The sequence below is a fragment of the bacterium genome (assembly GCA_020440705.1).
Taxonomy (GTDB): domain Bacteria; phylum Krumholzibacteriota; class Krumholzibacteriia; order LZORAL124-64-63; family LZORAL124-64-63; genus JAGRNP01.
Window position 1 is genome coordinate 1 of record JAGRNP010000082.1, and the last position, 18,895, is coordinate 18,895.

The window sequence follows — 18,895 nt, forward strand, 5'->3', positions numbered from 1 at the left end:
TCGCCGGGCCAGCGGTCGGCCCGGCGCCCCGCCTCCTCGGCCGCCACCACCACGTTGGCGAAGTCGGCCGCCTCCTCGATGCGCGCGGCCAGCCGCTCGGGCCGGTGCAGGCGACGCCAGGGCCGCAGCAGCCAGCGCCAGGTCAGGGCCCCGATCACCGCGGCCAGGGACAGGCTCAGCCCCCAGCCGTTGAAGGCCCCCGGACCGGTCTCGCCGCCGACCGCCCAGGCCGAGCCGAGCACGAGCAGCCCCACCGCCGCGCCCCAGCGCAGCAGCCCGTGGGCCAGGGCCCGGCGGCGCACACGCCCGTGCAGCCGCTGCAGGCGGGTGCGGAACAGGAGCGCGGGGTCTGGGGACGGACGGGTGTTCATGCGGTCTTTCCGGTTCAGGGATGGGTCAGGGCGTACATCAGGACGTTGACGGCCATGCGCGCGGCGGCCTCCCGGACCTCGGGCGGGTCGCCGTGCACGTCGGGGTCCTCGAGCCCGTCGCCGATGTCCGACGACCAGCTGTAGAACAGGACCAGCCGACCGTTCCTCGATACGCCGTAGCCCTGGGCGGGTTCCCCGTCGTGCTGGTGGATCTTCGGCAATCCGGGCAGGACATAAAACGAACTGTAGATCGGGTGGTCGCTCCCGAGGGGCACCAGCTCCTCTTCGGGATAGAGCTCGGCCACCAGCCGCCGGAACGACGGGTCCAGACCGTAGTTGTCGTCGGCGTAGAGGAAGCCGCCGGCGTCGAGGTAGCGGCGCAGGGTGCGGCGGTCGGCGTCGTCCAGGGCGATGCGCCCGTGGCCCGACACGTACAGGAAGGGGTAGCGGTGGAGATCCTCGCTGTCGAGGGTCACCACGGCATCGGTGTCGGCCGTGGGCACGCCGGTGCGCTGCTGGAACGTCTCGAGCCAGTTGGGCAGGCTGCTCGGATCGCAGTACCAGTCGCCCCCGCCGTCGTAGTGCAGCCGCGCGATGCGCACCCGGCCCAGCGACTCGGAGCCGCAGGCGTCCGGGACGGCTCCCAGCAGGAGCACGCAGGCCCACGTCAGCAAGGCGGCGCACAGGGGTCTCACGGTTGTCCTTCCTCGTCGTCGGCCACGCGCGGCAGGGTGAGCTCGGCCACGGCGCCCGGACCGTCGTCCCGGTTGGCGAGCGTGATCGTTCCGCCCATGCGGTCGGCCAGGTTGCGGCAGATCACCAGCCCCAGCCCCGTGCCCTTGCTCTTGGTGGAAAAATACGGATCAAACAGGCGGTCAGCCACATCGGCCGGCAGACCGGCCCCGTTGTCGCGCCAGACCAGGGTCAATGACCGCGCCGCCACCCGCCAGGAGACCTCGACCCGCAGGGGCACCCCGGGGCGCGCGGCGTCGAGGCTGTTCTGGGTCAGGTTGCCCAGGATCTTCCGCAGCGAGGCCACGTGGGCCCGCACCGGGGGCAGGGCCCGCGTCTCGCACCGCACGATCTCCTCTGCCGCATCCGGGGCGTAGCCCGCCGCCACGTCGCGCACCAGGGCGAGCAGGTCGACGGGCTCGGTTTCCAGTTCGCCGGGCCGGCCGAGCAGGCTGAACTCCGACGCGATGCTCCGCAGCAACTCGACCTGCTGCAGCACCCGCTCCACCGTCTCCGGGACGATGCGGTCGAGCTGCGGATGGGCGTCGCGCCAGGCCTGGCCCAGCAGCTGCACCGAAAGCTGGATCGGCGTGAGCGGGTTCTTGATCTCGTGGGCCACCTGCCGGGTGAGCTCGGCGTTGAGGGCCATCTTCTTGGTGGCCAGGAACTCGGTGATGTCCTCGAAGACGAGCATGGTGTCGACCCGCCCGTCGGGCAGGGCCAGGGGCGCGAGGGCGCCGCGCAGGGTGCGCCGGTTGTCGTCGCTGACGAGCTCGCCCGTGATCCGGTCGCGCCCCGGCGCCAGGGCACCGAACCGCGCCAGCAGGTCGCGGGCGGCGCCGTCGTCCGGCCGGCCGGGCAGGAAGTCGGCCAGGATGCTCCGGCCGGCCGGGTTCAGCACCCCCACCCCGTCGTCGCCGAGGACGGCCACGCCCACGGTCACGCGGGCGAGCACCGTGGCCAGGAAGCGCTCCCGGGCGGCCAGATCGTCGCGCGCCTTCTGCAGCTCCGAGCGCATGGAGCCGAAGGCCCCGGCCAGGCGCCCGACCTCGTCGCGACCCGCGTCGGGCAGCGGCGCCTCGAAGTCCCCCTGGGCCAGGGAGCGGGTCGCGGTCAGCAGGAGCCGCACCGGGCGGAAGATGTTCCACGACAGCAGCAGGGCCATGATCAGCGCCGTCAGCAGGATGAGGTTCGCCAGTCCGGCGAGGAAGAGGATCGTCGCGTTGCGCTGGTTCTCGTACTCGACCTCGCGATCCGGAAAGGCCAGGTTCAGCACGGCGGGCTGGGCATCGCGTCGCAGCGCGCCGGCGGGCGAGCGGGACAGGGAGGTCAGCGGCCGCGCCGCGGTGAACGCGAACGGCCGTCCGGGCGAGGCGAACACGCTCGGGCCCACGGGGTGGTCGAGCACCGCGACCATCTTGGCCGGCGCCGCGAGCAGGGGCACGGTTCCCGCGAAGACCGTGGCCGGATGGCTCGCCAACAGCGGCCGCCCGTCGACGTCGATGGTGAGCTGGCCGCCGACGAGGTCGGCGAGTCCACGCACCAGGGCCTTGTCCAGGCGCTGCCGGTAGAAGAAGAAGCCGTTCGTCTGCACCTGCGCGTGTCCGGGACCGACGGTGTCGGTGCCGGCGGCGGCGGCCCAGTCGCCCAGGTCGATGGGAATGAGCACGCCGACGAAGACATCGTCGTCGTCGCGCACGACCACCATGGGCGAGTCGCGCCCGGCCTCGAGCAGGGCCCGGGCCTCCTCCGGGGTGAGGTCGCTGAGCGTCTCGTCCAGGAGCAGGCGGCCGTCCGCGGCGAAGACCATGCCCTGCCGGATGGCCTCGGTGCCGAGGGGGCGCTGGCCCGACAGGCGCCCGCGCATGAGGTCGTCCATGTATTCGCTGTCCACCAGCGACCGCGCCTGTTCCCCGAGCAGGGCCCGCAGCTGCTCGACCGCCAGGGCCAGCCCCGCCCGGGTGCGCGTCTGGGCCTCGCCCCGCACCCGTTCGTAGCCCACCTGGTCGACCGACATGCCCACGAGCACGAGCAGCACCAGGCCCAGGAGCAGGTAGCCGGCGAGGAAGCGCTCCTGGAAACCGAGGCGCCAGCCGCCGGTGTCGCGATCGCCCCACAGCCGCCGCCAGATCTGCACGCCCACGAACAGGACGAAGAAGAACACGAGATCGAGCAGCATCAGGCGCGAAAGGTCGAGCACGTCTTCGCGCAGGCGCGTGCGGCGGAGCCCGAGCAGGAACCCTTCCCCCTCGCTGCGCGCGTAGGCGGGCGGCAGCGCCTTCCACAGGCACAGCCACTCGTCGCCACCGGCCCGGATCACGGCCCAGTCCCGCTGCCCCCGCCGCAGTTCGGCCAGGGCGCGGTCGGCCGCCGGCTCGGGCACGCCCACCGGCCCGGTGTCGACCCAGCCGCCGGCGTCGGCCAGCATGAGGATGACCGGCCGATTCACCTCGGCCCGCGGACGATAGCGGCCGAGCCGGGCCCCGGCGTCGCCGGCGAGGGACTCGGTCAGGGTCGTCACCCGCCACGAGCGGATCGGCAGGTCGACGCGCAGCCAGCCGCGACCGTCGGCCCGCTCGGCCTCGGCCGTCAGGATCTCCTCGTCGCCGCCGGGATAGCGTCGGCGCTCGACCCGGAACAGGAACTCGGTGCGGACGTCGGCCGGCACGCCCGACATGTCGACCCACGGTCCCCGCGTCACGACCTCGTACACGCCGGTGTTCATGAAGCCGAGGGCGAAGTAGCTCTCCTCGGTGTTGGCCGCGTCGATGAGCTCCACGGCGCACTGCTGGCCGAGATCGGCCAGGGCCGAGCCCCGGTACAGGCGCCACGCCGCCTCGTCCTTCCAGAGATCCCCGCCGGCGGCGACGGCCTCGCGCCGGTCACGTTCGACCATGTCGACCAGCACCGTGCCGAGCAGGAAGCGGGGCCAGTCCGGGTCGGCCTCGGTCATGCGTGTGCCCCGGTTGTCGAGCCACGACCGCTCGGCCGCGTCGTACACCTCCCGCAGGGCCGTGTACGATCCCACGACCGCCACCAGCAACAGCACCGGCCAGACGAAACGACGCAGGAAGCGGGGGTGCGAGCGCAGCGAGGGCGCCGCGAACCACGCCCCGCCCGCGAAGAGCACGGCGGCCGCATGGGAGGCCCACCACATGGTCCCGCCCCACCAGCGCGTCAGCAGGGCCGCCACCAGGGCCGCGACCAGGGCCGCCAGGGCGCCGCCGCCGAGCCACCCCACCCGGGCCGCCGGTGCGGGCCAGCGGCCGCCGCCGAGGAGCACCATCGCCAGTCCCACGACCACCAGCCCCAGCAGGGCCAGCACGAGTTGCAGGCCCCAGAACGCGAGGGCATCGACGCTCACGCCGGTGCCGATGAGACGCGGGTTGGCGTTGTCGGCCACGAGGCGCGCCACGAACATGAGACTGCCCGACAGGCCGCCCGCCGCCACGCCGAACAGCAGGCCGCCGACCGGATGCGGCCCCAGCAGCGGCGGCCGGGCCTCGCCCTCGCCATCCGCCCCCGACAGGCCCCGCCGCCGCAGCAGCACCCACACCGTCACCGCCACGACCATCGCGCTGACCACCGCATCGGCCGTCGAGGCGAACCAGCCGCCGGCGAACGGGGTGGCGAAGTAGGCCGGATCGGCGAGGCTCAGCCACGAACCCGGCGTCGCAGGGAACGCCGCGTCGGGCAGGGCCGCCCCCACCCAGCGGAGCGCGTCGGCGCGGGCCAGCACCATGCGGCCCGCCCACAGGGCGAGCACCAGCGCGCCGACGCCGCCGGCCAGGCGAGCGAGCCCCGCGCAGGCCACGGCCCAGGCCAGCAGGGCCGCCAGCAGCAATCGGGCCCGGCTCACGTTGCGCTGCTCGGCCGGCGACTCGGGGCGGGCCAGCAGATGGGCGTAGGGCGCGCCGCCGTCCGGGCCGAAGCCCACCTGCTCGATGAGCAGGCCGGAGTCGTCCATGGAGAGGGCCGGATCGTCCACGGCGCCGACGACCATCTCCACGTCCGCGTCGAGGCTCTTCAGGTCCGGCAGCGCCAGGCGCACCTGCAGTTCGAGGATCTCGCCCGTGGCGAGCACGGTCATCTGCTGCAGGATCCAGCCCTCGCGTCCGGGACGCAGGGACCGCCGCCATTCCGGCAGGTCGGGCGGCGCCGTGCGCGCCTTCGTCGTCCCGAGCGGCTCGACGTTCCCGCACCACGCCATCCGCTCGCCGTCGCGCCAGAGGATGGCCCCGGCCGGCAGCTCGAGACCGGCGGCGCGCCACGCGGCGGGCCAGGCTTCCAGATGCCGGAAGAGATCGCCGCCCCGGGGCGGCACCGTGTCGGCCGGCGCGGGCGACACCGACCGGGCCGCCAGATCCAGGGCCGCCACCGGCGCGCCGTCCTCCCACCAGGCCACCACCGCTGGCGCCACCGCGGCCGCCCGCGCAACGGCCCGATCGAGGGCCGCCGAATGGTCGGCGGGCCGGGCGGGCGCCCGGCTCGCCACCAGGTTGTAGGCCAGGGAGGTGCCGAGCAGCACCGCCACCGCAAGCAGGGAGAGCAGGCGCCAGAGGAGGCGCTCGCGGTCGGCGTGGTCGTCGCGGCGGCGAGGCGTCAGGGCGAGGGCCAGGGCGACGCCGCCGCCCAGAAGCGTGAACAGCCAGGGCAGGGGCAGCCGGGGTGCCGTGGCGCCGGTGCTGCCCGCATGCAGCAGAACGCCCTGCCCCACGAGGCAGAGCATTCCGACCAGCGCCAGCGCCCGGGCCCGCAGCCCCTCCATGTGACGGCCTCCTACCGGATCGTGTTGATCTCCGCCAGTTTCCACGCATCGTCCTCCCGCACCAGCGTGCAGACGAGCTTGAGGACCTCGACGTGTTCGGAGTCGGGCCGGCGGCGCTTCCAGGTGGCCATGCCGTGCACCCGCTCACCGGCGGTGGCGTCCTGCATCATCTCGAACTCGAAAAGGAGGGTGCGATGGGCCCGAAAGACGTTGCGGAAGTAGTAGTACGCCTGGCTCGGGCTGTAGTGGTTGACGCGCCCGCCGGACGGCCCCGCCGTCACGCGCAGGCCGTCGCCATGGACCAGACCCGCGAGGGTCTCCTCGTCCCCATCCTCCCAGGCGGCGGCCAGCCGTCCGAACACGGCGCGCGGGGCGACGACCTCGCCGTCCCGCTCCTTCACGATGCGGGCGACGGCGGGGTGGGCGCTCCCGACGACCAGCAGCCCGACGACCAGCAGCAGGCCGAACCCGGCGGGTCCGACGGGAAGGGCGCGGCGGCGGGGAAACGCGTTCACAAGGGGCAAAGACGATCTCCATCGGTTCAGGGCGACCGCGAGGGACGCGGCTCGGTCTCCGCGACCGGGCAAGGGCCATGCCAAGGAGCGCGCCGACCGGATCGGCCCGGAATCGGGGCGCAGCCCCTTGAGCGGGCTTCCAGGCGACAAAAAACTCCACCATCCCGCATCCGGATGGCCATCCGGTCCCGGACACCGTGCCCAAAAGGCCGCACATTGGCGACTTCCGGGGACAGGGCCCAGCGGCCTCAGCTGACGACTTCGACCTGCTCCCGGTAGAAGATTCCCCGGGCTTCGAGCCCCTCCCGCAGGGCATCGACGAGGCCGAATTCGGCGCCGAGATACTCGGGCGGCGAGATTCCCACCCGGGTGAAGCGGCCCGCGGCGATGAGCCGCGCGGTCATGGTCGCGGTGTAGCCCGTCGTCCGGGCCATGGACGACACGCCGTGCTCGAGGTCGGCGTGGTCGAGCAGGTCGTAGACGTAGCGCAGCCGCTGCCCCTTGCGCTCGCCCTCCACCTCGATGCGCATGACGGTCAGGTCCCCTTCTCCCTCGTGCATCTCCCACATGGGGAACAGGAGCCGGCCGGTCAGGTCCACGGGGCGCACCGCCTGTCCCCCCACGTCCACCGGCTCGGTGCCGAAGAAGCCGCACTCGCGCAGCAGGGCCATCTTCTCGGCGTGGCCCGGATAGCGCAGGGTCTTCTCCTTCATATGGGGCGCCCCGATGGTCCGCACCAGGGTGCGCAGGCCGTCGGTGTTGAAGGCCTCGAGGGTGCCGACGCCCGGCAGGTGCACCAGTTCCGGATCCGAGAGCGCCGGCCGCACGACCTCCCGACCGTGCTCGATGTAGCGGGCCGGGCGGGTGTACTCCTCGATGACGTCGACGGGGGAGAACACCGCCTTGTATTCCCAGGGCCACTCGCGCACCTCGGGCAGCCCGCCCACGAGGACCAGCACGCGCTCGAGGCGGTCCAGCTTGCGGTGCAGGCGGCCGATCAGGGCGCTGCCCATGCCCGGGAACACGCCGCAATCGACCACGGCCACGACCCCGCGCTCGCGCGCGAGGGCGTCCAACGCGAAGGGATCTTCGGGAAAGAAGGCGATGTCGACCACATTGCGGCCGGCGTCGATGACGGCCTCGAGCGTGCGGAAGCCCAGGTGGCCGGGCACCGCGCCGACGACCAGATCGGCGTCGGCGATCACCTCGCGCACCGCTGCGGGCGACGCCAGATCGGCCTGACGGGTCGCCACGTCGGCCTGGGCCGCCAGGGCCTCGAGCACCGCCGGATCCCGATCGACGACCGTGACGTCGTGTTCGTCGTCGCCCGCCAGATCACGGGCCATGGGCCCCCCCACGAGGCCCCCGCCCAGGACATGGATCCGCATGGGACCATCCCTCCGTCACGACCCGCACATGGGCCTAAAGATTGTCAGTAAGGTGTCGAAACTTGATTCATGATGAGATACGACACCGTGCTCCGCAGCCTGATCCTCACGACCGCCCTGGCCCTGGCCGGGACGGTCGTCGCCGCGCCAGCGGCCCATGAGGCCGCCTCCTGCAAGCAGTGCCATATTGGCACAAGCGAGGCGGGCGGCAAAGCCCCGAATAGCCGCTGCACCGGCTGCCACGGCGCCGCCGGGCGACCCGCCGACGCCGGCCCGGATTTCGGATTCCACCGCGACGCCGGCCGCGCCTGCGTCGACTGCCACTCGTTCCACACGCCGGAGACCATGCTCACGGCCGCCGGCCCCCTCGACCTCGCCGGCGCGCGGCAGGCCGATCCGGCCCACTGCTTCGCCTGCCACGCCGCGGGACTGGACCGCTCGAAGCTGAACGGGGCCCACCTGCAGGCGGCGGCGGTCTATCACGCGAAAGGGGCCGATCTGCACGGGGAAAGCCCCTCCCGCGGGTGCCTGAACTGCCACGACCAGGGCTCGGATTCGGCCTGGATGGCCGCCACCGAGGAGACGCCGCTCACGTTCGCGACCCACGCGTCCCACCCCATCGACGTGCTGGTCCGGCCAGGCTCCGGCTGGGGCGCCCGGCGCCTCCGGGAGGAGATCGACCCGCGCATCCCGCTCTTCGACGGACGTCTGGCCTGCCAGTCCTGCCACGACATCACCGCCGAGACCAAGGACCTGGTGCGGGCCATCCCCACCCCCAAGGCCCTGTGCCTCGGCTGTCACGAGGTGGGCCCGGCCGCCTCGCCGGACCGACCCGCCGCAGCGCCCCTGCTCGCCGTGCGGAACTGATCCCAGTTCTCATTCTCATCCGCAATAAATTCCTACAAAATCAGGGGATTTCGCCTTTAAAAAATTGATCTCCCCCTCTTTCTCTGTTATTTTTTTAACCACGCCACAGGCCCGCGGAGAACCCCACTCCCCTCGCCTGCCGGTGGCGCTAAGACCTTGCAGGACGGAACTCCAGCCTGCGCCATGCCGTCGGTCGGCGCGCTCCCCGGCGCCGATCGCGAGGGAACCGACACCGGATGCCTGCTTTGGCCAAGACCAGTCGAAATCCCAGCGCCCGCTTCGCTCCGCGCCTCGGTGGTCTCGCGGTCGGCTGCGTGCTGCTCGCGGGAGCGCTGCCGGCCGCAGCGATCGACGGTCGTCTCGACGTGCGCCAGACCCACCAGGAAGGTCGCAGCGGCACTCTCGCCTACCAGACCGACAACCTGCGCGAGGTCTACTCCCTCGGGGAACGGGCCAGCCTCACGTCGCGCCTCTATTTCTCCCTCGACGCCCTGGTGCGGCGCGAATCCCTCGAGTCGACCTCGCTCTTCGCGACGACCACGTCCGACCGCACCTCGCTGCTGCCCAACGCCACGCTCACCTACCGCACGGACCACCACCGCCTCGGCCTGACCGGTCGCGCCACGCGCACGGACCAGGTGCGCACGGGGCAGGCCGATCAGCGCGACGAGTACCTCGACGCCACCGCCTGGTACAACGGCACCTGGGCCACCTGGCAGCTCGACGCCTCGGTCCAGGAAACGGCCTCGTGGCGCTACGCCGTGGGCAGCGACCGCGAGAACCGCGAGCACAACCTGGGCGCCACCGCCATCTGGGACATGTCGCCCCGCGACCAGTTCTCGTACCGCTTCGCGCGCTCCCGGCAGGACGCCGAATCTCAGGGCGTCCATACGACCTTCACCACGAACAACGCCCAGTACCGGGGCGACCACGGCTTCGCCGACGGGCGGGGCCGTTTCTCGGTCCACGCCCTGGCCAACCACTTCCGGCAGCAGGATCGCCGCGACGACCAGTTCAGCCTCGTCTACGTGCCGCCGGCCCTGGGCAGCTACACCCTCGACGACACGCCCGAATCCCTCGATCCGCTCGAGGACGACCCCGTGGCCGTGCCCGACCTCATCGACAACGACCGCGACACGCCGACGGCCGTCGACCTCGGCGACAACGCGTCGGTGGTGCGCGAGTTCGGCGGCGACTACCGCAACATCGCCCTCGATTTCGGCGAACCCCGCGAGGTCTCCGAACTGCGGCTGTACGTCGACCGGCGGGTCGACTTCCCCGGCCTGATGCAGTGGCTCGTCTACGCCAGCGACGATCCGGACGGCCGCGACTGGAGCGCCGGTCCCCCGCGGTCGGCGTACACGGTCAGCTACTTCGAGAACGAGACCGGACGGCAGGGCTGGCTCGTGCGCTTCACGAGTCCCGTCTCGCATCGGCGCTTCAAGCTGGTGAACGTGAAGATCGGTCCGGTCGCACCGGATCTCTTCGTCACGGAATTCGAACCCTGGGCCACGTCCGTCGGCACCACGCCCGACCGCACCTCGTCGGTGCTCAATGCGCGCGTGAACGCCCAGGCCGAATACGACCTGACGCGGCGGCTGACGGCGCGTCTGTCCACCAACATCAACAACCGCTACTACGACGAGGACGAACGCGACCTGCGCGGCCTGGCCTGGGTGGCCGGCCTGACCCAGCGCTGGGACACCTGGACCCTGATGGGCCAGTACGAATCGCACACGCTGCGCGGCGAGACCCGGCAGGACACCAAGTCCAATTCGCAGCTCGTCTCCCTGACCCGCACCGGCGACCGGAACCTGATCCCGCGCTTCAGCTGGAATCGCACCGTGGACGAGAGCTTCATCAACCAGCACGAGACGAACAACTTCACCGGCGACGTGACGTGGCGCATCGCCCCCCTGCTGGTGTTCTTCCAGAAGGTCAGCTACGGCCTGCGCGACGATCCCACCCTCACCGCGACCGCCAGTTCCTGGGTGCTCGTGTCCGAGCTGCGGGGCACGCCGCGGCCGAGCGTGCGCTTCGAGCTGCGCCGCTCCGACCGCTGGGTCAGCGAGGAGGCCGCGGCCGACTACCGCACCTTCAACGACACCGAACTGAACGTCTCCTGGTCGCTGCTGCCGCTGCTCCAGCTGTCGAGCCAGGCGGTGTACCAGCAGCGCGAGGAAGACGACTGGTTCTACCGCAACACCCTGACCTGGACGCCGCTCACGGGCGGCTCCATGCTCTTCCGCTTCTTCGTGAACCACCAGGAGGACACGCGCACCGACTACCGGCAGCGCGGCGGCGGCGCGAGCGTCACGTGGCGCCCCCGTCCGCGCCTGGACCTGTTCGCGAGCGTGGACAAGAGCATCGTCGACCAGCTCGGCGAGCGGAACGATCCGCTCAGCTACACCCTGCGGGGCGCTTGGAGTTTCTAGGGCGTCGCCGGCAGGGCGACGCGGACACCGGAGGGCCCTGGGCCCGGGAGGAACTGAGGATGAGGACCCTGATCACCGCCACCGTGGCCGTCGCCCTGCTGCTGGGGAGCCTGGCCGGCTGCTCCCCCGGCACCTCGTCGTACGTGCGGACCGACGTCGACTTCAGCTTCATCGGCACGGTCGCCGTCTATCCCTTCCGCAACCTCACCCAGGACGTCCATGCGGCGCCCCGCGTGCAGTCGATCTTCCTCTCGGAGCTGCTGCAGCAGGATGCGGTCCGCGTCCTCGAAGCCGGTCAGGTGCTCGATGCCATGGTGCAGCTGCGTCTCGGCCCCGACTCCGAGCCCACGCCCGCCCAGATGCAGGAACTCGGCAAGCTCACCGGCGCCGACGCCATCTTCTTCGGCACCGTCGAGGAGTACGGCCTGGACCGCACCGGCGGGGACGCCGCCTACGCCGTGACCGCGCGCTTCACCCTGGTCGAGACACAGACGGGCGCCCTGGTCTGGAACGCCCAGTCCCGCGCCGACGGCGGCAGCCTGTGGCGCAGCCTCTTCGGCGGCAGCTCCGCCTCCCTGTACGACGTGGCCCGCCGCGTCGTGCGCGACGCCCAGGAGACCCTGTTCTGATGCGCGGACGTCGGGGCATGACCGTGGTCCTGTGCGCCGTCCTGCTGGGGTCGGCGGCGGTCCCGTGCGCGGCGCGGGCCCAGGCCGCTGCGCCGGCCGATTTTCTGGCCGGACCGGCCACGGCGGTCCTCTTCTTCGTGGAGGGCCAGCCCCACGCCGGCATGCCCGCCGCGGTGGCCCGGATGCGCCGCTTCACCCTCGCCCGCACGGCCACCCTGCTGGCCGAGGCCGGCCGCCCCGTGGTCGAGTCCGGGCGCCTCGATGGCCCGCGCCGCGAGTGGCGGGTGCGCAGCGGCATGAATGTCGGCGCCGGGTTCCTCGACGCCTGCCGCCGCGACGCCGGTGCCGCGGAACTCGTGCTGCTGACCCTCGTGAGCCGCCCCGAACGGCTGGTCCTGATGGGCCGCCTGATCGGCTGCGCCGACGGCTCGCTGCGCGCCGTCGCCATCGCCGAGGGCGACGTGCCCCGCGCCACCGCGAACGCCGCCCTGGCCGCCGTGGGCGACACCACGGCCGCCCCGACCTTCGACGACCCCGCCGATCGCGCCTGGCAGCGGGATCTGGCCGACCTCGCGGCCGCGGTCGTCGCCGAGCTCCTGACGCCCCGCGCCGTGACCGCCGACGACGTGATCCTCTTCCTGCCGGCCAGCGGCGTCGGCACCAACGCCGACGCCGATCTCGCGGCCACCCACCTGTACCTCAGGGGCGCGCTGGCCGAGAACCGCTGGCGCATCGTCGATCCGGCGGTGGCCGTGGTCGCCCTGCAGACGGCCGGCCTGCAATCGCGCTGGGTGGGCGCGGAGGCCCGGCGGCTGCTCGAGAAGGACTTCGGCGCGCGCAGCGTCATCCTTTCCGAGCTCATTTCGTTCGACGCCACCCGCCGTGGTCCCGCCAGCGTCACGGTCGCCTTCGACGCCGCCCCGAGCCTGGCCATCCGGGACTTCCTGCTCTCGCTGCGCCTGGTCGACCTGCGCACCGGCGGCATCATCGCCGCCGACCAACTCTTCGTGGACACATCCCGGCGGGCCGGCTGGTTCGGTCGCCGTTTTCACCGCACCCTGCTGCAGGAGATCGACATCGCTTCGCGCGAGCTCTGGCAGGACTTCCTGAAGGACCTGGAGGACAACTGACATGACCCGCACTCTCGCTCGCCTCGTCGTCGCCGGACTCGTGCTCGTGGCCGCCCTGCCGGCCGCCGCCGCCGCGAACGACGCCCGCCCCATCGCCATCGTCGGCGAGGACACGCTGACGACGACGGACGTCCGGATCGAGCTCGGCCTGATGAAGCAGCGCCGCCAGGACGACGGCCCCACCATGCGGCCCGAAGCCGCCCAGGTGCTGCGCCGTCTGGTCCAGAACCGGCTCGTGATCCAGGAGGGCTACCGCATGGGTCTGCAGGACGAGTTCGTCGTGGCCAATCCGGTCAAGGAGTTCGTCATGACCCGGGCCATGGCCGCCTACCTCGACTCGGTCGCGCTGAGCGTCCCCGCCGACCAGGCCCACGACTACGAGGTCCGGCGCCTGGCCGTCGCCGACCACATGCGCGACCTCTACGCCATGTACCACGTGCAGGTCGACTCGAGCGTGCTCGCCAGCCTCGACTACGGGCGCGACGACGACGCGTACCAGCAGCAGCTGCGGGAGGATCCCCGGGTCCTGGCCGTCGTGCCCAAGGGCACCCTCACCGTGGCCGGCTTCTCGCGCATCATGCGCTTCAAGGAGTACCACGGCCTGGTCGGCAAGCCCGACGCCGCCGAGCGCCGCGACGAGGTCTTCCGCAACTGGGTCGCCGAGGCCACCCTCGCCCACCACCTCCAGCTGCAGGGCACCCTCGAGCGGCCGCCCTTCACCCTGATGCAGGAGCGCTTCGAACGCGATCTGGTGCTGCAGGAAGCCCTGCGCGTCCTGCTCGAATTCGACTTCGCGCCGAGCGACGACGAGGTGCAGGCCTTCTACGAGGAGAACATCGCCGAGTACACGCCGCCGGCCATGGTGAGGATGGCCTCGCTGAAGGTCGCCAACGCGGAGCAGGCCGAGCGGCTGCGCGAGAAGGTCCTGGGCGGCACGCCCATCGACTGGCTGCGCAAGAACGACGACACGGTGATCGACGGCCCGCCCCCGTTCCCCACCGACTTCTACGCGCCCGAGAAGCTCAACATCGCGCCCGAGAACGTCGAGGCGGGCTACGTGCCCAACGCCTACCAGGTGCCCAGCGGCTGGGTCGTGGCCCGCGTCGAAGAGGTGCAGGCCCCGACCCCGCGTCCGCTCGCGTCCTGCCGCAACGAGGTGCTCAGCCACCTGAAGGCGGCCCGCACCCGCGACCTGATGATCACCATCATCGACCGCCTCGAGGAGGCGACGCCGGTGACGGTCATGCCCGACGCCGAGGCGTCCGTCGCCGCCGTGATCGAGGAATTCATCGCCGACCAGCGGGACGACGATTCCGCGCCCGCCGACGGCGCGCCCGCCACCGCGACCCCCGCATCCCCCGGCCAGGAGGGCTGAACGTGTTCGTCCCGAGGAGCAACCCCATGTTGAACGCCGCCCTCGCGGCCGTCCTGGCGATCGTGCTCGCCGGACTCGCCCCCGCCCCCGCCGCGGCGGCCGGCTTCAAGGCCAAGTCCTGCGTCGACTGCCACGAGGACACCCGGGCCGAGCTCAAGCGCAAGAACGCCCACGAGCCGTTCCGCAGCGAGGACTGCGAGAGCTGCCACATCCGGCACGGCGTCATCGGCAAGCTCGTCCTCAAGGAGCAGGGCAACAACCTGTGCCTGACCTGCCACGAGGAGATCGCAGCCAGCCTCGAGCAGGAGTTCGTCCACCAGCCCATGCGCCAGGGCGGCTGCGCCTCGTGCCACGACGCCCACGGCTCGGGCCAGGAGATGCTGCTGACCGCGGAGCGGGGCGAGTTCTGCGTGAGCTGCCACGACGGCGACCGCTTCAACCGCCGCAACGTGCACAAGCCCCTGGCCAAGGACGGCTGCATCGCCTGCCACGCGCCCCACGGCACGGCCTTCGCCGGCCTGCTGCGCCAGGAATCCGACGCCCTCTGCGCCTCCTGCCACGACGATGCGCGGAAGCTGGCCGGCAAGCACCCCGGCATGGAGGGTCGGCTCTCCGACTGCGTCTCCTGCCACGACCCCCACAGCTCGGACGAGGACAAGCTGCTCTACGCGGTGCAGCACGCGCCGGTGGCCGACGGCGACTGCACCTCCTGCCACGAGACCGCGGCCGACGGCTCCTTCGTGCTCGCCGGAGACGCGAGCGAGCTCTGCGTCGCCTGTCACGACGACGTGAGCGGCGGCGCCAAGGTGGCCCACGCCCCGGTGGCCGACGGCGAATGCCTCGAGTGCCACGCCCCCCACGGCAGCCCCGAAGCGGGCATGCTGGTAGCCCCCGAGAAGAAGGTCTGCCTCGCGTGCCACGACGCGGTGCCGTTCTCGTACGCGGTCGTCCACGGTCCGGTCGCCGACGGCGAATGCGCCGTCTGCCACGCGCCCCACGGCGGCGATCATCCGGCCCTGCTGGCCGACGCGGTGAACACCGTGTGCCTGGAATGCCACGACGACGTGGCGCCGGCGGCCGACCACGCCGGCCCGGTCCACGCGCCCCTGGTCAAGCGCGACTGCACCGTCTGCCACGACCCCCACAGCTCGCCCGAGGCGAAGCTGTTGAAGACCGATGCCGGCGGCCTGTGCCTCGGTTGCCACGCCTCGGTGCGGCTCGAGATCGCCTCGACGTCGTCCCACGAGGTCGTCGCCAAGGGCGAGTGCCTGGCCTGCCACGCCCCCCACCAGGCCGACCAGGCGGGGCTGCTGAACGAGGCGCCCGAAACCCTGTGCCTCGGCTGCCACGCCTCGCTGGCCTCGACGCCGGACGGCGGCAGCCTCCACGCCCCCACCGGCGAGGGCGCCTGCCTCGACTGCCACGCACCCCACGCCAGCGAGCAGCCCGATCTGCTGCTCGCCGCGCCCGAAGCCGTGTGCCTCGAGTGCCACGACCAGGGCCAGGACGCCACGCCGGGCTTCGTGCCCCACCGCCCGGTGGCCGACGGCGACTGCACGGCCTGCCACAGCCCCCACAACTCGGCCCAGGAAGCCCTGCTCGTGGTGCCCAGCGCCAACCTGTGCAAGCTCTGCCACGAGGACATCGTCGACGAGACGGGGGTCCGGTCGCTCCACGCCCCGGCCCAGGACTCCTGCCTCGACTGCCACCTGGCCCACGGCGGCCAGGGCCGCGGCTTCCTCGCCGGCGAGGTGCCCGCCCTGTGCTTCACGTGCCACGACGAGTCCGGCTCCTCGTTCCGCGAGGCGCACCAGGACCGCCCCGCCGACAGCCTCGACTGCCTCGGCTGCCATGATCCGCACAAGTCGACCGAGCCCGGCCTGCTGCATCCCAACGTGCACGAGCCCTTCGCCGACCGCGACTGCAGCACGTGCCACGAGGACGGCAGGCAGCCGGTCACCGACCAGCTCAGCCTCTGCCTCGACTGCCACGACGGCCTGCCGCCGCTGGAGGGCGAAGGCTGGGTCGAACACGCCCCGTTCGTCGGCGGCGAGTGCGCCGAGTGCCACAACCCCCACGTGGCGGCCGGCCAGCACCTGCTCGCATCCGACCGCGTGGTCGACACCTGCAGCAAGTGCCACGACGCGGCCGACCTCGTCCCCGACATGGCGCTGGCCCACACGCCGGTCCGGGACGGCCAGTGCGCGGCCTGCCACGATCCGCACGCCTCGCAGCACGAAGCCCTGCTCGGCGCGGCGCCCGGCGAAACCTGCGCCGGCTGCCATGCCGCCACCGAGGCCCAGAAGAGTCTCAAGCTGGTGCACAAGCCCTTCGCCAAGGGCCAGTGCCTCAACTGCCACACGGCCCACGGCGGCGTCGCCGAGATGAACCTCAAGCGCGAGCCCCGCGAGCTGTGCGTGCGCTGCCACCGGGGCGAGATGAGCGAGGCCCACCGCGGCTTCGCCGTGAAGGGGACCGACTGCGCCGGGTGCCACGCGCCCCACGCCGCGGACGACCCGGGCCTGCCCCATCCGGTGGTGCACGCCCCCTTCGCCGACCGCGCCTGCAACGACTGCCACGCCGGCCGCACGGCCGCCCTGGCCAAGCCGGAGAAGACCCTCTGCCTGGGGTGCCACGGCGACCTGGCCGAGCTGATCGCCGAGGGCGAGGCCCACGCCCCGCTCAAGGGCGAGGATTCGTGCACCGCCTGCCACGCGCCCCACACGGCGCCCGGACTGGCTCTGTTCCCGCGCAGCCAGCAGGTGGTGTGCGGCACGTGCCACGAGACGCAGGCCGAGACCAACCGCACGGCTCCCCACGCCCACCCCTGGGTCGATGGGAGCAACTGCTCCGCCTGCCATGATCCGCACGTGCGGCCGGAGCTGGTGGCGTCGACGGGTCTGCCCAAGGAGATGTGCCTGAACTGCCACAGCTACCGCGAGCACACCGACCACCCCATGGGCCCGGACGTCATGGACCCGCGGACCGGTCAGGCCATGCGCTGCGGCAGCTGCCACGATCCCCACGGCTCGCCGTTCCCGAAGTTCCTGACCGAGGATCCGGGCGGCAAACTGTGCATCGGGTGCCATACGGACAAGCTGCGCACCAAGCGCGGGTGAACCCGGCCCGTGACGGGGCCATGACAGAACCCTCCCGGAGGGTCGCCGATGACAAGAGAATGACAGGTTCGCCCCGGCGAACCTGTCATTCATTTGTCACCCGATTTGCCAACTTCTTTGTTTGAAGCCGCTTACAAAATCAAAAAACGATACGGAAAATGATTCTCAGCATGGTGTTATTTTTTTCTCAGATCCTTTGACAACGCCCGCTCACGTGGTATGATATCCCCATGACAAACACGTGACGCTTCGTCCGATGATTTGCAGAGAGATCAGAGAAAGGCCCCGAACTTGACCCGCAACGCCCCGACAAACACCCCACAAACGCTCGCCAATGCCGTTTATCTGTTAACGGCCTGCGTCGTCTGTGGTGTCCTGTTGGGGGCGACGGCGGCCCAGGCCCGCCTCGGCTTCCAGTACGCGGGCCAGCTCGAGATCTCCCGCGGCAGCGACGGCGCCCTGCGCCCCGTCTCCGTGACCTGCGACCCCGTCAGCCAGGAGATCGTCGTCACCGACGCCCGTCAGATGGGCATCCACATCTTCAATCCGGCCCGCGTCGAGGTCTTCCGGACCAGCGGCTTCGCCGCACTGGTGGGGCCGGTCGACGCCAGCCTGGACGCCGCCGGCCGCACGGTCTTCCTGCAGCGCCTCGCGGGCCGCGCCCACGCCGTGCGCCGCCTCGATCTCTACGGCGAGCCCGACGGCTTCACCGCCGCGGCCCCGACCGCCGAATTCGATCCCGAGCATCTGCTGGTGACCCATGACGGCCATTACCTGACCCTCGACAGCAACTCGGGCCTCCTGGTCAAGAACGACGCCGACACCGGCGTCGTTCTCTGGTCCAGGAACCTGGGCGGCGAGGCCACCGGCAACAACGGCCTGATGCTCTTCGGTCGCCCCGCCGAGGCCCCCGACGGCCGCATCATCGTCCCGGGCGGCGCCACCCACGTGATCCTGGTGCTGGACGCCCACGGTGCCATCCAGACCGCCTTCGGCCGCTTCGGCTCGTCGCCGGGCCGCCTCGTCTTCCCCGTCGGCGCCGCCTTCGGCCCCCACGGCGAACTGCTCGTCCTGGACCGCATGCGCCACAAGGTGCTGGTCTTCGACGGCACCGACTACGAATTCCAGAGCGAATTCGGCGCCCAGGGCTCGAGCCCGGGCCAGTTCTATCACCCGGTCGCCCTGGCGAGCAGCGCCGACGGCCGGCTCTTCGTGGCCCAGGGCTTCCAGGGCCGTGTGCAGGTGTTCAATATCCTCGCCGACGAGGATCATTGAATAGAGGCCGGCCACGCGCCGGCCAACAGGAGTCGAAGTGTTTCGGACCATGAACTTCAACGGAAGGTGCTCCTCAACCGCCGCGGACCCCGCGTCCGCTCCCTTCAACGTGCGTCAGCACAAGTCCCTTGTATTTGCTCTTGGAGGCAAAACCGTGAAGACTCTGCTCAAAATCACCCTCGTTCTGGTTCTCGGCCTGTCGGCCAGCTCCGTCCTCGCCTTCCATGATGGCGGCGTCGCCGAGTGCGCCGGCTGCCACACCATGCACAACAGCCAGGACGGCGCCCTCGT

General features: G+C 71.7%; 12 protein-coding genes. 7 read left to right on the forward strand and 5 right to left on the reverse strand.

The features are described from left to right. The 5 genes from KDM41_12345 to KDM41_12365 all read right to left on the reverse strand — a co-directional run. The coding region (locus KDM41_12345; GenBank protein MCB1184216.1) for a hypothetical protein at nt 1–371 on the reverse strand (371 nt) is incomplete at its 3' end. A 14-nt stretch (nt 372–385) separates the two neighbouring features. Then, nucleotides 386–1,066 carry a DUF4159 domain-containing protein gene (locus tag KDM41_12350; GenBank protein ID MCB1184217.1) on the reverse strand — a complete coding sequence of 227 codons (681 nt, stop codon included), beginning with the start codon at nt 1,064–1,066 and terminating at the stop codon, nt 386–388. Further along, nucleotides 1,063–5,871 carry a HAMP domain-containing protein gene (locus tag KDM41_12355; GenBank protein ID MCB1184218.1) on the reverse strand — a complete coding sequence of 1,603 codons (4,809 nt, stop codon included), beginning with the start codon at nt 5,869–5,871 and terminating at the stop codon, nt 1,063–1,065. Before KDM41_12355 ends, KDM41_12350 begins: the two co-directional genes overlap by 4 nt. A gap of 11 nt (nt 5,872–5,882) precedes the next feature. Further along, on the reverse strand, nt 5,883–6,395 hold the full coding sequence (locus KDM41_12360) for a hypothetical protein (GenBank protein MCB1184219.1): 513 nt from the start codon (nt 6,393–6,395) through the stop codon (nt 5,883–5,885). A 239-nt stretch (nt 6,396–6,634) separates the two neighbouring features. Then, nucleotides 6,635–7,774, reverse strand: coding sequence for a saccharopine dehydrogenase NADP-binding domain-containing protein (locus KDM41_12365; GenBank protein ID MCB1184220.1), 1,140 nt, complete (start codon nt 7,772–7,774; stop codon nt 6,635–6,637). 69 nt (nt 7,775–7,843) lie between these two features. Between KDM41_12365 and KDM41_12370 the strand changes: the two genes are divergently transcribed. The 7 genes from KDM41_12370 (at nt 7,844) to KDM41_12400 (ending at nt 18,604) form a co-directional block, all read left to right on the forward strand. Continuing rightward, nucleotides 7,844–8,641: a hypothetical protein gene (locus KDM41_12370; GenBank protein ID MCB1184221.1), complete on the forward strand. Its 798-nt coding sequence runs from the start codon at nt 7,844–7,846 to the stop codon at nt 8,639–8,641. 245 nt (nt 8,642–8,886) lie between these two features. Next, on the forward strand, nt 8,887–11,076 hold the full coding sequence (locus tag KDM41_12375) for a hypothetical protein (GenBank protein MCB1184222.1): 2,190 nt from the start codon (nt 8,887–8,889) through the stop codon (nt 11,074–11,076). A gap of 59 nt (nt 11,077–11,135) precedes the next feature. Then, entirely contained in the window at nt 11,136–11,705 is a 570-nt protein-coding gene (locus KDM41_12380) for a DUF799 family lipoprotein (GenBank protein MCB1184223.1), read from the forward strand. Further along, on the forward strand, nt 11,705–12,835 hold the full coding sequence (locus KDM41_12385; GenBank protein MCB1184224.1) for a hypothetical protein: 1,131 nt from the start codon (nt 11,705–11,707) through the stop codon (nt 12,833–12,835). The genes KDM41_12380 and KDM41_12385 overlap by 1 nt, the downstream gene beginning before the upstream one ends. Before the next feature lies 1 nt (nt 12,836). Further along, a complete protein-coding gene (locus KDM41_12390; GenBank protein ID MCB1184225.1) occupies nt 12,837–14,210 on the forward strand; it encodes a peptidyl-prolyl cis-trans isomerase in 1,374 nt (457 codons plus the stop codon). A 26-nt stretch (nt 14,211–14,236) separates the two neighbouring features. Further along, nucleotides 14,237–17,329, forward strand: a complete 3,093-nt coding sequence (locus tag KDM41_12395; protein MCB1184226.1) for a cytochrome c3 family protein — start codon at nt 14,237–14,239, stop codon at nt 17,327–17,329. 378 nt (nt 17,330–17,707) lie between these two features. Continuing rightward, nucleotides 17,708–18,604, forward strand: coding sequence for an NHL repeat-containing protein (locus KDM41_12400; protein ID MCB1184227.1), 897 nt, complete (start codon nt 17,708–17,710; stop codon nt 18,602–18,604). Nucleotides 18,605–18,895 lie beyond the last annotated feature (291 nt).

Excerpts from the sequence above, each read along its gene's own strand:
- KDM41_12355 (MCB1184218.1), bottom strand. The coding sequence starts at position 5,871 with ATGGAGGGGCTGCGGGCCCGGGCGCTGGCGCTGGTCGGAATGCTCTGC.
- KDM41_12395 (MCB1184226.1), top strand. The coding sequence starts at position 14,237 with ATGTTGAACGCCGCCCTCGCGGCCGTCCTGGCGATCGTGCTCGCCGGA.
- KDM41_12365 (MCB1184220.1), bottom strand. The coding sequence starts at position 7,774 with ATGCGGATCCATGTCCTGGGCGGGGGCCTCGTGGGGGGGCCCATGGCC.
- KDM41_12380 (MCB1184223.1), top strand. The coding sequence starts at position 11,136 with ATGAGGACCCTGATCACCGCCACCGTGGCCGTCGCCCTGCTGCTGGGG.
- KDM41_12385 (MCB1184224.1), top strand. The coding sequence starts at position 11,705 with ATGCGCGGACGTCGGGGCATGACCGTGGTCCTGTGCGCCGTCCTGCTG.
- KDM41_12370 (MCB1184221.1), top strand. The coding sequence starts at position 7,844 with ATGATGAGATACGACACCGTGCTCCGCAGCCTGATCCTCACGACCGCC.
- KDM41_12390 (MCB1184225.1), top strand. The coding sequence starts at position 12,837 with ATGACCCGCACTCTCGCTCGCCTCGTCGTCGCCGGACTCGTGCTCGTG.